Source organism: Nonomuraea sp. NPDC049028 (genome assembly GCF_043197735.1).
Classification (GTDB): Bacteria; Actinomycetota; Actinomycetes; order Streptosporangiales; family Streptosporangiaceae; genus Nonomuraea.
In genome coordinates this window covers 406978-419935 of the sequence record NZ_JBICTR010000003.1, presented here as the reverse complement: position 1 = coordinate 419935, position 12958 = coordinate 406978, and the positions used below count along the sequence as shown (strand labels likewise).

The 12958-nt window shown below is 69.0% G+C and carries 14 protein-coding genes; 7 read left to right on the top strand and 7 right to left on the bottom strand.

What is annotated here, in order from left to right; all coding sequences use genetic code 11:
• Window positions 1–59 precede the first annotated feature (59 nt).
• A complete protein-coding gene (locus ACGFJ2_RS12825) occupies window positions 60–905 on the top strand; it encodes an alpha/beta hydrolase (RefSeq protein WP_357956162.1) in 846 nt (281 codons plus the stop codon).
• A gap of 115 nt (window positions 906–1020) precedes the next feature.
• Here the strand turns inward: ACGFJ2_RS12825 and ACGFJ2_RS12820 are convergent, their stop codons facing one another.
• Genes ACGFJ2_RS12820 through ACGFJ2_RS12805 form a run of 4 tightly spaced genes read right to left on the bottom strand, consistent with a single transcriptional unit; the run spans window position 1021 to window position 3077 of the window.
• Window positions 1021–1392, bottom strand: a complete 372-nt coding sequence (locus ACGFJ2_RS12820) for a hypothetical protein (RefSeq protein WP_357956160.1) — start codon at window positions 1390–1392, stop codon at window positions 1021–1023.
• Between the two features lie 18 nt (window positions 1393–1410).
• The gene (locus ACGFJ2_RS12815) at window positions 1411–1785 is read right to left on the bottom strand and encodes a roadblock/LC7 domain-containing protein (RefSeq protein ID WP_357956157.1); all 375 of its coding nucleotides are present in this window, start codon (window positions 1783–1785) and stop codon (window positions 1411–1413) included.
• 29 nt (window positions 1786–1814) lie between these two features.
• Complete coding sequence (locus ACGFJ2_RS12810) at window positions 1815–2696, bottom strand: hypothetical protein (RefSeq protein ID WP_357956155.1); 882 nt, start codon at window positions 2694–2696, stop codon at window positions 1815–1817.
• A 3-nt stretch (window positions 2697–2699) separates the two neighbouring features.
• Complete coding sequence (locus ACGFJ2_RS12805; RefSeq protein WP_357956153.1) at window positions 2700–3077, bottom strand: roadblock/LC7 domain-containing protein; 378 nt, start codon at window positions 3075–3077, stop codon at window positions 2700–2702.
• Between the two features lie 234 nt (window positions 3078–3311).
• Between ACGFJ2_RS12805 and ACGFJ2_RS12800 the strand changes: the two genes are divergently transcribed.
• Window positions 3312–3914, top strand: a complete 603-nt coding sequence (locus ACGFJ2_RS12800) for an NAD(P)H-binding protein (protein WP_357956151.1) — start codon at window positions 3312–3314, stop codon at window positions 3912–3914.
• Window positions 3915–3973: 59 nt separating this feature from the next.
• Here the strand turns inward: ACGFJ2_RS12800 and ACGFJ2_RS12795 are convergent, their stop codons facing one another.
• Window positions 3974–5224, bottom strand: a complete 1251-nt coding sequence (locus tag ACGFJ2_RS12795) for a DUF4032 domain-containing protein (protein ID WP_393467586.1) — start codon at window positions 5222–5224, stop codon at window positions 3974–3976.
• A 22-nt stretch (window positions 5225–5246) separates the two neighbouring features.
• Here ACGFJ2_RS12795 and ACGFJ2_RS12790 point away from each other — a divergent pair, with 22 nt between their 5' ends.
• The gene (locus tag ACGFJ2_RS12790) at window positions 5247–6815 is read left to right on the top strand and encodes a DUF885 domain-containing protein (RefSeq protein ID WP_393467584.1); all 1569 of its coding nucleotides are present in this window, start codon (window positions 5247–5249) and stop codon (window positions 6813–6815) included.
• 4 nt (window positions 6816–6819) lie between these two features.
• On the opposite strand, the gene ACGFJ2_RS12785 is transcribed toward ACGFJ2_RS12790, so the two are convergent.
• The gene (locus ACGFJ2_RS12785) at window positions 6820–7458 is read right to left on the bottom strand and encodes a class II aldolase/adducin family protein (protein WP_393467582.1); all 639 of its coding nucleotides are present in this window, start codon (window positions 7456–7458) and stop codon (window positions 6820–6822) included.
• Between the two features lie 57 nt (window positions 7459–7515).
• Window positions 7516–8100, bottom strand: a complete 585-nt coding sequence (locus ACGFJ2_RS12780; protein WP_393467580.1) for a TetR/AcrR family transcriptional regulator — start codon at window positions 8098–8100, stop codon at window positions 7516–7518.
• Between the two features lie 72 nt (window positions 8101–8172).
• On the opposite strand from ACGFJ2_RS12780, the gene ACGFJ2_RS12775 reads away from it, so the two are divergent.
• The 4 genes from ACGFJ2_RS12775 to ACGFJ2_RS12760 all read left to right on the top strand — a co-directional run bounded on the left by ACGFJ2_RS12775 (window position 8173) and on the right by ACGFJ2_RS12760 (window position 12958).
• Window positions 8173–9135 carry a carbohydrate kinase family protein gene (locus ACGFJ2_RS12775; protein ID WP_393467577.1) on the top strand — a complete coding sequence of 321 codons (963 nt, stop codon included), beginning with the start codon at window positions 8173–8175 and terminating at the stop codon, window positions 9133–9135.
• A 52-nt stretch (window positions 9136–9187) separates the two neighbouring features.
• The gene (locus tag ACGFJ2_RS12770; RefSeq protein WP_357956127.1) at window positions 9188–10402 is read left to right on the top strand and encodes an aminotransferase class III-fold pyridoxal phosphate-dependent enzyme; all 1215 of its coding nucleotides are present in this window, start codon (window positions 9188–9190) and stop codon (window positions 10400–10402) included.
• Between the two features lie 192 nt (window positions 10403–10594).
• Window positions 10595–12040, top strand: coding sequence for an N-acetylglucosamine/diacetylchitobiose ABC transporter substrate-binding protein (gene ngcE, locus ACGFJ2_RS12765; protein WP_393467574.1), 1446 nt, complete (start codon window positions 10595–10597; stop codon window positions 12038–12040).
• 3 nt (window positions 12041–12043) lie between these two features.
• Entirely contained in the window at window positions 12044–12958 is a 915-nt protein-coding gene (locus tag ACGFJ2_RS12760; protein WP_357956123.1) for a sugar ABC transporter permease, read from the top strand.

Genomic DNA, 12958 nt, shown 5'->3' with positions numbered 1-12958 from the left:
CGTCGGTTTCGGAGCCGGCGGTCTTTGCGTCGCGGGAAACAGAATGTCATTCTGACCTCGTGACCACGCTTGCAGCCGCGAACGGCATCGAGATCGCGTACGAGACCTTCGGCTCACCCGGCGGACGTCCCCTGCTCCTCATCATGGGGCTCGGCGCCCAGCTCATCCACTGGGACGACGAGCTCTGCGAGCTCCTGGCGGAGCAGGGCCATCACGTTGTCAGATTCGACAACCGTGACTCCGGACTCTCCACACACCTGCACGACGAGGGCGTTCCCACACTGGGGACGTCCTCTTCGTATCTGCTGGACGACATGGCCGACGACGCGGCCGGGCTGATGGACGTCCTCGGCTGGCCCGCCGCCCACGTCGTGGGCGCCTCGATGGGCGGCATGATCGCCCAGACGCTCGCCATCCGGCACCCCGAACGGGTCCTGACCCTTACCTCGATCATGTCGACGCCCGGCCCGGACGTGGCCCCGCCCACGCCGGAGGCCAGCGCGGTGCTGCTCGCCGCGCCCCCGACCGATCGGGACGCCGTGCTCGCCCAGTCCTTGAGGACGTGGGCGGTGATCGGCTCGCCCGGCTTCGACATGGACCGGGAACGCATCCTCCGGCTGTCCGGCCAGGCGTACGACCGGTGCTTCGACCCGCCGGGCACGACCCGGCAGCTGGCCGCGATCATGGCCTCCGGCGACCGCACGGAGCAGCTCGGCACGCTGGGGATCCCCGCCCTGGTCATTCACGGCGAGGCCGACCGGCTCGTCCCGGTTGCCGCCGGCCACGCCACGGCGGCGGCGATTCCAGGCGCCACGCTGCTGACGTTCCCCGGCATGGGCCACGACCTGCCCCGGCCGCTCTGGCCGGACATCGTCGGCGCCATCACCAAGCTCACCACGAGCTGACGCACCAGGAATCAGGCCGGTCAGGGATCAGGCTGTTCAGGGACCAGGCTGTTCAGGGATCGGTGGAGGTCGGTGGCTCGTGTCCGCCGCGCCCGGACGCGAGCCACCGGATCTCTCAGACCTCCAGCTTCTCCTCGATCCCGCGGAGCTGGTGCCGGGCCAGGGCCAGGTTGGCCCGCGCCCGGTCCAGGGCGAGATAGAGGAAGAGCCCCTTGCCGCCGCGGCCGGTGATCGGCCGGATGATGTGGTACTGGCCGCCGAGCGTGATCAGGATGTCCTCGATGGAGTCCTTGAGCCCCAGCGAGTCCATCGTGCGCAGCTTGGCCTTGACCACCTCCGTGTTCCCCGCCGCGGCGACCTGGAGATCCAGGTCCTTGGAGCCGCCGAGCGCCCCCAGCGCCATGCCGCTGCCGTGATCGACGATCACCGCGCCGAGCGAGCCGTCGATCGTCATCATCTCCTTGAGAGAGACGTCCATGCTGGCCATGCCTTCCTCCGTTCAAGCTCAGTGAATCCGTGCTGAGATGGCGGCCACGCTGGCCGCCGTCTTGCGCCCCTCCAGCCGGAGCAGCCCGAGATTGGTGCCGGGCTCAGCCAGGACTGCGAGGACGATGGTGGGGCCCGCCGCGTAGAAGGCGGCGAAGCCGGCGGTGCCGGAGATGAGCGTCTCCTCCAGTACGCCCTGGCCGGTCATGATCGTCATTCGCCTGCTCAGCGCGAGCAGCGCCGCGGACAGCGCGGCGACCTGCTCGCCACTGTCGTCGGCGTTGTCGCAGGCGATGCTCATGCCGTCAACCGTGCAGGCGACGCTCCCGCTGATGTCCGGAGTGCGCTCGCGCAGGAGAACCATCTCCCTGAGCACCTCTTCACGCAGCTCCACCGGTGGCCTCCTTTGCGGGCGGGGGAACCTCATGTCAGCTCCTCCAGCGCCTTCTTCAGGCGCATCAGCAGGGCCAGGTCCGTGGGGTCCGCCGTGACCGGCGGGCCGAGCGGCAGGCCCGGGGTGCGGGGATCGTGCGGCGGTCGTTGGCCGGCGGCCACGCGCCCCCGCTGCGGCAGCGCCCCCTGCCCGTCTCCGGCGGTCTTCGCCCTGTGCTCACCGGTCTTCGTCGCGCTCTCTTCCGGGGCGCGCGTGGTGGTGGTCGGCTCCACGGGCGGTGCCAGCAGCCCGGCCGCCGCCATCCTCCGTACGGCCAGCAGCACCGAATAGCCGGACCTGCCGATCCGCTTGGCCAGGTCGAGCGGTGTCGCCTCGGCCCCGGCCCCGGTGAGGACCTCCCACTGGACCGAGTCCAGAGTCACCCCGCTGCCCGGCAGCCACTGCGCCGGCCGTACCGGAGCCGTGTCCAGCTGCGCGGACGGCCAGATCTGCGCGAGATAGGCGCGGCGGCGCGCGCACTCCCGCAGCAGGCCCGCCACGTCGAAGAACCACTGCCCGCCCAGCCAGTGCTGCTCGCCCGGCCGGAATTTCGGCCGCGACCCGCCGGCCGGCAGCAGGAAGAACGCGGCGTCCAGGACGGCCCCGAGCACGCAGTACTGCAGCTCGCCCAGCGTGACGGGCCCCTCCTCCAGCAGGCGCGCGCAGCCCCCGTCGGCCTGCAGCCTGCGCAGCGCCGTCTCCGGCAGCCGCCCGCGCGCCGCCAGCAGCCGCTCGACGCCGGGGGTCTGGGCGCACTCCATGTACGTGACCCGGCCCTCGCTGAGGAAGATCGTCCCGGCCCGGCCCACGCGGAGGGCGCCCGTGGCCCGTTCACGGGCTAGACCGGTCAGAAGCGTGTCCAGCGGTGCCATGGCTCAGGTGAGCAATTGGCGGGAGATGTTCAGCAGGCGGTATCGCGCCAGGGCGAGATTCGACCGTTCCAGGTCGAGGCGCAGGTAAATGACGAGCGGCCCCTCGAATACCGTTTCGAGGAATCTCAGTAAATGATGGCCTTTGTCGGTAGTGACCAGCATGTCGTCGATCCGGACAGTTTCGCCGGGGCAGGAGCGGGCCAGGCCGTCCATGGTCGCGCGCAGTGTCTCGGTCAGGGCGGCGGCGGAGCTCTCGGCGTCCACGCCCTGCGGCGGTCCGCTGATGGCCACGGCCATGCCGCTCGTCTGGTCCACCAGCATCGCGTCCAACGCCCCTGGTATCGCCATGACCTCGGTCAGGCAGTCATCCAGTCCCAGCACGTGACCCTCCCACGCCGTCATGAGGACTGGGACAGCGTAGGAGCGGCGGATGACGGCCGGGTGATCGGATAAAGCGAGATATGTATGAGGTTAAAGATGTCTACGGCCAAGGTGGAGAAAAACCTAACCGCGACGGAGATTTCCTGATTAGGGGTATTGCTTGCGACATTTAAGAGTATTGCTCACATTATTCTCGGCCCAGCTCGCCAGTATCCAATGGATACTCTGGAGAATATGAAAATTCTTCTCTTTGGCGCGACCGGCATGGTCGGTCAGCGCATCGCCGCCGAGCTGGCGGCCCGCGGCCACGAGGTGACCGGTGTCAGCAGGTCGGGACCGGTTAAGGGAGATGTGCGCGACGCCGCCACGCTGGGCCGCGGCCATGACGCCGTGATCTGCGCGATCGCTCCGCCCCGCGACGGGAGCGAGCCCGAGGGGCCGTTCCTCGACGCTCATCGCGCCCTCATCGACGGCGTCCGCGCCGCCGGGGTCGGGCGGCTCGTCGTCGTCGGCGGCGCCGGCGGCCTGGAGGTGGCGCCCGGTGTCGACCTGGTCGACACGCCCGGCTTCCCGGACATGTACAAGAAGGAAGCGCTGGCCCAGCGGAGCGCTCTCGGCCTCTACCGCGAGGTCGACGACCTCGACTGGACCTACGTCTCCCCGGCCGCGGAGATCGCGCCCGGAGAGCGCACCGGACACTTCCGTGTCGGCGGCGACCAGCTTCTCACGGACGCCGAGGGCAACAGCCGCATCTCCGCCGAGGACTACGCGATCGCGATCGCCGACGAGGTGGAGAAGGGCGAGCACCCGCGCCGGCGCATCACGGTCGCCTACTGAACTCCGTCCGACTCCTTAAGGTCCGACTCCTTAAGGTCCGACTCCTAAAGGTCCGACTCCTAAAGGTCCGACTCCTCAAGCAGGTCGTCCGCCTCCTCCATGAGGCCGCCCGGCTCCTCGGGCAGGAGGGCCTTCTCGTCGGGCTTGTGGACGAGCACCTTGTCCACGTACGACTTCACGGCGGCCGCGATGCCCACGTCGGCCCCGGCCGCCTCCGACAGGTACCACCGGTGGTCCAGCACCTCGTGGAACAGCTGCGCGGGCTCCAGCTTCCCGCGCAGCCGGGCCGGAATGCCCTCGACCGTCGGCTGGAACACCTCGGCCAGCCACCGGTGCGCCACGATCGCCTCGTCCTCGTGCCGCAGGCCCTTGGCGACCCGGAACCCGTCGAGGTCGTTCAGCAGCCGCCTGGCCTGGTTCTCCTCGACGTCGAGCCCGGTCAGCCGGAGCAGCCGCCGCTGGTGGTGCCCGGCGTCGACCACCTTGGGCCGGACGATGAGCCGCCCGGTGCCGACCTTGCGCCGCACCATCATCTCGGCCACGTCGAAGCCCAGCAGGTTGAGCCGCCTGATCCGCTGCTCCACCCGGTGCCAGTCGACCTCCTCGATGATCTCGTCCTGGGTGATCTCGTTCCACAGCCGGTGGTAGCGGGTCACGATGTCCTCGGCGGTGTCCATGGGGTCGATCGACGGGTGCAGCAGCCCGCCCGCCTCCAGGTCGAGCATCTCGCCGAAGATGTTCATGTGCGCGGTCTCGATGTCGCCGAGCCGCTGGCCCTCGCTGATCATCGGATGCATCTCGCCGGTCTCCGCGTCCACGAGGTAGGCGGCGAAGGCGCCCGCGTCCCTGCGGAACAGCGTGTTCGACAGCGAGCAGTCGCCCCAGTAGAAGCCGATCAGGTGCAGCCGCACCAGCAGCACGGCCAGCGCGTCCAGCAGCCGGGTGAGCGTGTCGGGCCGCAGCGTGCCCGACATGACCGCGCGGTAGGGGAGCGAGAACTGCAGGTGCCGGGTGATCAGCGCCGCGTCGAGCCCCTCGTCCCGGCCGGTGACGAAGGCGATCGGCTCGACCGACGGCGCGTCGAGCCTGGCCAGGTCCCACAGCAGCTGGTACTCCCGCCTGGCGTACCGCTCGCTGATCTCCTTGATCGCGTACACGTTGCCGGACAGCCGCACGAACCGCACCACGTGCCGCGAGATACCGCGCGGCAGGTCGACCATGTGATGCGTCGGCCAGTCGGCGAGAGGGACCTCCCAAGGCAGGCGGATCAGGTCGGGGTTGCCGAGCGCGCCGGTGATCTGTAGGGGCATATGCCCAGGATATTGTGCGGACGTGGACGAGTTTCTCAAGTGGTACTTTTCCGGTCGTCCCGTCGTCGCCAGCACCCTGGGAGCCGACGGCTACGATCACACGCTCGGTGACTTCACCGCCGCCGCCTTCGCCGCCCGTGAGCGGGAAGAGGTCGTCTGGCTGGACCGGCTCTCCAGACTGGAGACGCCGGCACCGGACGACGCGATCGACAGGGATCTCGTCCTGTCTCAGCTGAGGGGCTCCATCGCCCTCGCCTCCTGGCCGGACTGGCGGCGCGACCCGGCCGTCTACCTGTCGGCGATCTTCACCTCCATGTTCACGCCGTTCCAGCGGCGGCTCAAGCCCGAGCCCGAGCTGGTGGCCGCCGCCCTCTCCCGGCTGGCCGAGGTGCCGGACGTGCTGGCCGCCTGCCGGGCCAACCTCGACGCCGAGCTCGCGGCGCCGCTGCTCGTCCAGCGCGGCCTCGGGCAGGCGCGCACCGGGCGCAACTTCCTCACCAAGACCATCCCGTCGATGGTGACGGACCCGGAGCTGCGCGCGCGGCTCGCGTCCGCCGCCGAGCCGGCCGCCGCCGCTTTCGATGCGTTCGTCACCTTCCTCGAAGAGTTCAAGTGCGGCGGCACCTGGCGGATGGGCGAGCGGCTCTACTCGACGCTGCTGCGCGAGCGCGAACTGCTCGGGTACGGCGCCGCCGAGCTGCACGAAAAGGGTGAGGCGGCCTGGGCGTCGCTGGACGCGCGGATGCGCGAGGTCACCAGGCGGCTCAACGGCACCGAGGACTGGCGCGCCGCGATGGAGTCCTTGATGGACGACCATCCCGCCACACTGGCCGACATGCGGGCCGAGTACGAGGCCGAGACCCACCGGGCCCGCGAGTTCGTCAGGGAACGCGACCTGGTGACCTTCCCCGAAGGGGAGGAGTGCCTGGTGCTGCCCTCGGCCGAATACACCAGGCCGGTCCTGGCCGTGGCCCACTACCTGTCGCCGCCGCCGCTGAGCAGCTCGCGTACCGGCGTGTTCTTCGTGCCGTACACGCCTGACGGCTTCACCGAGGAGCAGGTACGGCAGCGCCTGCGGACGAACTCGCGGGCCCAGATGCCGTCGATCGCCGTCCACGAGGCCTATCCCGGCCACCACTGGCACCTGTCGCACATGGCGAGCAACACCCGGACCGTGCGCAACGTGTTCCGCACCCCGTACTTCACCGAGGGCTGGGCCCTCTACGTCGAGAAGGTGCTGCACGAGCAGGGCTACTTCGACACGCTCGCCACCGAGCTGGCGCACCTGGACTGCCGCATCTTCCGCGCGGCCCGCATCGTGGTGGACACGGCGCTGCACTGCGAGGACATGTCGATCGAGGAGGCGGAGACGTTCATGGCGACGAAGGCGTCACTGTCGCCCGGAACAGCGCAGGGGGAGGTCAACCGCTACTGCGCCTGGCCCACGCAGGCGCCGTCCTACCTGACGGGCGCGATCGAGATCGACCGGATCAGGGAGTCGTACGACGGGTCGCTGAAGTCGTTCCACGACAAGATCGCGGGCTCGGGCGGCCTGCCACTGGGACTGGCCGAACAGGCGGCCCACCTGTAGCCCCTCAGGTGGCGCGGCGGGGGAAGGCCGGGGGGTTGAGGGAGCGGTCGATCACGGCCGCGAGCTGCTCGTCGGTCAGGATCGTGGGCTTGCCGACGCTCAGCCCCCGCACGTACACCTCACACAGCCATTCGAGTAACCGGGTGGCCTCGAAGGCCTGCTCGAGCGTGGCGCCGATGGTGACGCCGCCGTGGTTGGCCATGAGCGCCGCCTGCTTGCCGTCGAGCGCCGCCCGGACGTTGGCCGCCAGCTCCGGCGTCCCGTACGTCGCGTACTCGGCCACCCGCACCACCCCGCCCAGCAACAGCGCGTTGTAGTGGACCGGTGGCAGCTCGGTCATCGTGGTGGCCACGACGGTCCCGAACACCGAGTGCGTGTGGACGATGGCCTGCGCGCCGGTGGTCTCATAGACGGCCAGGTGCATCGGGGTCTCCGAGGACGGCTGCAGGTCGCCTTCGACCAGGTAACCCTCGATGTCCACGATTGGGCACATCTCCGGCGTCAGCCGGTCGAGCGCGACCCCCGACGGGGTGACCGCGACCAGGTCGCCCTGGCGCATGCTCAGGTTGCCCGACGTGCCGATGACCAGGCCCTGCTCGACGGCTCTCTGTCCGTACTCGCACAGCTGCTCGCGGAGGCTCATGGCGGAGCAATGTAGTCGGTCGTCCGAAATGCGGCAATGCCCGCATGCCCCGGTCGATCAGAGGTGGTCGAGGGTGGACAGCATCAGGCGCTCCAGGTCCACGCGGGCCAGGCGGCCGGGATAGAGCAGCAGGTGCAGGCTGAGCCCGTCGACCAGCGCCAGGAGGCGCTCCGTGATGTCGTCGAGGTTCTCGTCGGTGGTGAGTTCGCCCGCCGCCCGAGCCTCGCCGAGCAGCGTCCGTACAACGCCGCGGAGCTCGGCGGCCTCGGTCCGCTGAACCTCGGCGAGCCGCTCCGAGGCCAGGCTGCGGCTCCAGAAGCTGACCTCCAGACGCGTCTCCTGGGTACGCTCCGCGTCGAGGGGCAGGTTGTCCAGCAGCAGCTCACGCAGGGCGGCCAGGCCGGTGGCGCCCTCGATCTTGCGTGTCAGGCGCTCGCGGATGCGCTGGTGGGACTGCCGCAGCGCCGACAGCAGGATCTCGTCCTTGTCGGCGAAATAGTGCGCCAGCACGCCGTTGGAGTAGCCCGCCTCCTTGGCGATGGCTCGGGTCGTGGCGGCGTCGATGCCGTCCCTGACGATCACCCGGCGGGCGGCTGAGAGCACCTCGCGCCTGCGCTCGTCATGGTCAACGATCTTCGGCATCCGGTGGCCCCCTTCTTCGGCGCTGTCCTGAGCATATTGACTTTTTATTCGGACGTCTGTCTATTTAGACCCATGACCGTCGCCACGATCGGCGTGCACATCGTCGACATCCTCGCCAGGCCCGTCTCGTACATCCCGGAAGGGCAGGACACCGCCCTGGTGGACCAGATCCGGCTGACCGCCGCGGGATCCGCGGCCGGGACGGCGGTCGACCTGGTCAAACTGGGCAACGAGGTCGTCTCCATGGGCGCGATCGGGGACGACGAGCTCGGGGACTTCCTGGTGGCGGTGATGGCCAAGCGCGGCGTGGACGTCTCCCTGCTCACTCGCAAGGCCGGCGAGCAGACGGCGGCGTCGATCCTGCCGATCAGACCCGACGGCGGGCGCCCCAGCTTCCACGTCCCCGGGGCGAACCTCGGGGTCACGCCGGCGGACCTGGACGAGGCGCGGCTGCGTGGTGTGCGGGCCGTCCATCTGGGCGGGATGGACGTGACGTTCGGGCTGGGGGATCCGGCGTTCTTCGCGATGCTGGACTCGCTCCGGGCGGCCGGGGTGATCGTGACGATGGACCTGCTGTCGGAAATGCCGGACTTGTTGGGCATGGCACGGGCATTCCTCCCGCACGTGGACTACGTCCTCCCGAACGACTCCCAGGCGCTCCTCATGGCAGCCGGCCTCACCGCCGACTCCGGCTCCGACTCGGCTTCGTCGCCTTCCGTGGCGGAGGTGTCGGCGGCGGCCAGGGCGTTGCTGGGGGAAGGGCCGCGCGGGGTGCTCGTCACCATGGGGGCCGAGGGAAGCCTGGTGGTGACCGAGGCGGGGATCGAGCAGGTGCCCGCGCTCAAGGTCGAGGTCAGCGACACGACCGGCTGCGGGGACGCGTACTGCGCCGGGTTCATCACCGGGCTGCTGCACGGACAGGACGTGGTGGGCGCCGCCCGCTGGGGCACGGCCGCCGCCGCCCAGGTCGCCACCGGACTCGGCTCGGACGCGGGCCTCACCGACCTCGAATCCACCCTCGCCCTCCTGGCATGACCCTGCCGCCGGCTGCTGTGTTCGACTCGTGGAACTTGGAGAGGGATTTCAGATGACAGACGCTGAGCTTCGTCAGCGGGCGTTGAAGGTCGTGCCCGGCGGCATGTACGGGCACCTCAACGCCGCGATCTTCGCCCCCGGATACCCGCAGTTCTTCGAGCGCGGCGAAGGGTGCCGCCAGTGGGACGTGGACGGCCGCGAGTACATCGACTTCATGTGCAGCTGGGGCCCGGTGGTGCTCGGGCATCGGCACCCGCGCGTGGAGGAGGCGGCCGCCCGGCAGCTGGCTCTCGGTGACTGCCTCAACGGGCCGGGACCGATCATGGTCGAGCTGGCCGAGCTGCTGGTCGACACCGTGCCCAGCGCCGACTGGGCGATGTTCTCCAAGAACGGCACCGACGCCACCACCCAGGCCCTCATGGTCGCCAGAGCGGCCACCGGCCGGACGAAGGTGCTGATGGCCCACGGCGCCTACCACGGGGCCGACCCCTGGTGCACGCCGTCGCTCGCCGGGACGACGCCGAACGAGCGGGCCGACCTGGTGGAGTTCGACTACAACTCGATCGAGTCGCTGGAGGCCGCGGCCGCCACGGTCGAGGGGGAGGTCGCGGCGATCATCGTGACGCCGTTCAAGCACGACTCCTTCGAGGACCAGGAGCTGGTGGAGCCCGCTTTCGCACGGGCCGCGCGGGCGCTGGCCGACCGGATCGGGGCCGCGCTGGTGATCGACGACGTCCGTGCGGGGTTCCGGATCGACCTGCGGGGGTCGTGGGAGCCCTATGGCGTACGGCCGGACCTGACGGCGTGGTCCAAGGCCATGGCGAACGGCTACGCCATAGCCGCCGTGACCGGCACGGACGCGCTGCGCGGACCGGCTCAGACGCTGTATTCGACGGGCTCGTTCTGGTTCTCGGCCGTGGCGATGGCGGCGGCGAAGGCGACGATCGAGACGCTGCGCGACACCGACGGCATCGCGGCCATGGAGCGGGCCGGGACGCAGCTGCGTGACGGGCTGTACGGGCAGGCCAAGGCGCACGGGTTCGTGGTGAATCAGACCGGACCTGTGACGATCCCGTGGCTGAGCTTCGACGGCGACGCAGACCTGTCGACCGCCATGTACTGGAGCGACGCCTGCCTGCGGCACGGCGTGTACATCCACCCGTGGCACAACTGGTTCATGTCGGCGGCGCACACGGAGGAGGACGTGGCCCGCGCCCTGGAGGGCACCGACCTGGCCTTCGCCGAGACCCGGGCGCACTTCGGCTGACGGGACCCCGAGCGCGCTTCGGGCCGGCGGTGGGTGGCCGTTTGGGCGGCAGGCATCTAATGTCCTTTCTGCGGAGGATCGCGGCAAAGGTGTTACGGCTCGATTGCGCCCCTTGACGAGTGCGCCCGGCCGTTCGTACCTTCGGGCAAACGGTTAGGAAACTTTCCTAATTCGTCCTCTTCAGGAGCCCCCATGACCCACCCGGGAGAGATCACTCGGCGTCAGCTGCTGCGCCGAATCGGCATGACCGCGTTCGTCGCCGGCCCCGGCGCGGGCCTGCTGAGCGCCTGCGCCACCAGCGGTGCCGGCGATGAGCCCACCGCGACGCCGACCGGCTCGATCGCCGTCTCCGCCGACCCGAAGAACCCGTTCGGCGTCGACGCCAAGAAGCCGCTGGAGGTCACGATCTTCAGCGGTGGCTACGGCGACGCGTACGCCAAGGACCTGCACGAGAAGATGTACGAGAAGAGGTTCCCCGGCGCGACGGTCAAGCACAACGCGACCCAGCAGATCGGCACCCAGCTGCGCCCGCGCTTCGCCAGCGGCGACGTGCCCGACGTGGTCAACAACTCGGGCCCCGAGGCGCTCGACCTGGCCGCCATGGCCGGTGAGGGCCAGCTGGCCGACCTGACCGCGCTGTTCGACGCGCCGTCCTTGGACGACCCGTCCAAGAAGGTCCGCGACACCGTGACGCCGGCCGTACTGGACAACGCGAAGATCGACGACAAGGACCTGGTCCTCAACTACACCGTCTCCCACCGCGCGCTCTGGTACAACGCCAAGCTCTTCGCGGACAAGGGGTGGACGCTTCCTAAGACGTGGGCGGAGTTCAAGGCGCTCGGCGACACGGCGAAGAAGGAAGGCATCCTGCTGTTCGCCTATCCCGGGCAGAAGGGCCCGTACTACCAGCTCTGGAACGCCCTCTACACGGCCGCCAAGATCGGCGGCAACCAGGTCCTCATCGACATCGACAACCTGGTCGACAACGCCTGGAACGCCGAGCCGGTGAAGCAGTCGGTGACCGCCTGGGTGGAGATCCAGACGCTTTATGGCGATAAGGCGTACTTCGGCCTCGACCACACCCAGACCCAGGTCAAGCAGCTCCAGAACAAGCTGCTCTTCTACCCGGTCGGCTCGTGGATCGAGAACGAGATGGCCAAGGACAAGCCCAAGGACTTCGAGTACGCCATCGCGCCGATCCCCGATGTCACCGCCGCCGACAAGATGCCGTACGGGGCCATCCAGGTGGGGGTCGGCGAGAACTTCTTCGTCTCCGCCAAAGGCAAGAACCCGCAGGGCGGCCTGGAGTATCTCCGCATCATGCTGTCGAAGGAAGGGGCCAAGGGCTTCACCGAGAAGACGCTGAACCTCACCGTGGTCAACGGCGCGGCCGAGGGGCTGGATCTCACCCCCGGCCTCAAGAGCGCGGCCAAGGCACAGGACGCCGCCGGCCAGAACATCATCACCGACGCCCGTTTCGAGGGCTGGTACAAGGAGTTGTTCGACTACGGCACCCAGCAGATAAACGTGGTCATGGCCGGGCGCATCACGCCCGAGAAGTTCTGCCAGAACATGCAGAAGAAGGCGGACGCCATCAAGAAGGACTCGTCCGTCGTCAAGCAGACGCGGAGCAACTAGCCCATGGAGCGGTTGCGCAAGTACGGGTTCGTCGCCGCGTTTCTCGCCGTTCCTGTCGCTCTCTACTCGGTGTTCGTGATCAGCCCCTACATCCAGGCGTTCCAGATCTCCCTGACGGACTGGAACGGCTACAAGTCGCGGCTGCACTACATCGGGCTGGACAACTTCACCCGGTTATTCGGGGACGAGGTCTTCTGGCGGGCCCTGCGCAATCACGGAATCCTGCTGCTCGTGCTGCCGCTCGTGACGGTCGCCATCGCGTTGTTCTTCGCGTTCCTACTGAACCTGGGCGGGGGAACGCGCGGCGCGGGAATGAAGGGGATCTGGGGGTCGAGGTTCTATCGGGTGGTGTTCTTCTTCCCCCAGGTGCTCGCCGTGGCCGTGGTCGGGGTGCTGTTCAAGGCGGTCTACCGGCCCGACGAGAGCGGCGTGATCAACGGACTCCTGGTCAAGCTGGGCCTCGATCCCGTCGGCTGGCTGATCGAGCCGAACCTGGCCCTCTGGGCGATTCTGGCGGTGATGATCTGGCAGGCCGTCGGATTCTACGTGGTGCTCTTCTCGGCGGGAATGGCCGCCATTCCGAAGGACTATTTCGAGGCGGCGGCGCTCGACGGGGCCGGGCGGGCGCGGCTGTTCTTCTCGATAACGCTGCCACTGCTGCGCGACACCATCCAGGTGGGCTGGGTGTATTTGGGGATCGCGGCGTTCGACGGGTTCGCGCTGATCCTCGTACTCGCCGGGGACAAAGGAGAGCCCGACGGGGCGACGACCGTGCTGCCCGTGGAGATATGGAAGACCGCGTTCACCTATTCCAAGGTCGGCTACGCCTCGGCGATGGGGGTCGTGCTGTTCTTTCTCACCGTGACGTTCGCGGTGCTGACCTTGCGCACCACGCGGCGCGAGAGGATCGAGCTCTGA

Coding starts and splice junctions, on each gene's coding strand:
- ACGFJ2_RS12820 (WP_357956160.1), bottom strand. CDS start 1,392: ATGGCCAGCATGGACGTCTCTCTCAAGGAGATGATGACGATCGACGGC.
- ACGFJ2_RS12810 (WP_357956155.1), bottom strand. CDS start 2,696: ATGGCACCGCTGGACACGCTTCTGACCGGTCTAGCCCGTGAACGGGCC.
- ACGFJ2_RS12800 (WP_357956151.1), top strand. CDS start 3,312: ATGAAAATTCTTCTCTTTGGCGCGACCGGCATGGTCGGTCAGCGCATC.
- ACGFJ2_RS12795 (WP_393467586.1), bottom strand. CDS start 5,224: ATGCCCCTACAGATCACCGGCGCGCTCGGCAACCCCGACCTGATCCGC.
- ACGFJ2_RS12785 (WP_393467582.1), bottom strand. CDS start 7,458: ATGAGCCTCCGCGAGCAGCTGTGCGAGTACGGACAGAGAGCCGTCGAG.
- ACGFJ2_RS12780 (WP_393467580.1), bottom strand. CDS start 8,100: ATGCCGAAGATCGTTGACCATGACGAGCGCAGGCGCGAGGTGCTCTCA.
- ACGFJ2_RS12775 (WP_393467577.1), top strand. CDS start 8,173: ATGACCGTCGCCACGATCGGCGTGCACATCGTCGACATCCTCGCCAGG.
- ACGFJ2_RS12770 (WP_357956127.1), top strand. CDS start 9,188: ATGACAGACGCTGAGCTTCGTCAGCGGGCGTTGAAGGTCGTGCCCGGC.
- ngcE (WP_393467574.1), top strand. CDS start 10,595: ATGACCCACCCGGGAGAGATCACTCGGCGTCAGCTGCTGCGCCGAATC.
- ACGFJ2_RS12760 (WP_357956123.1), top strand. CDS start 12,044: ATGGAGCGGTTGCGCAAGTACGGGTTCGTCGCCGCGTTTCTCGCCGTT.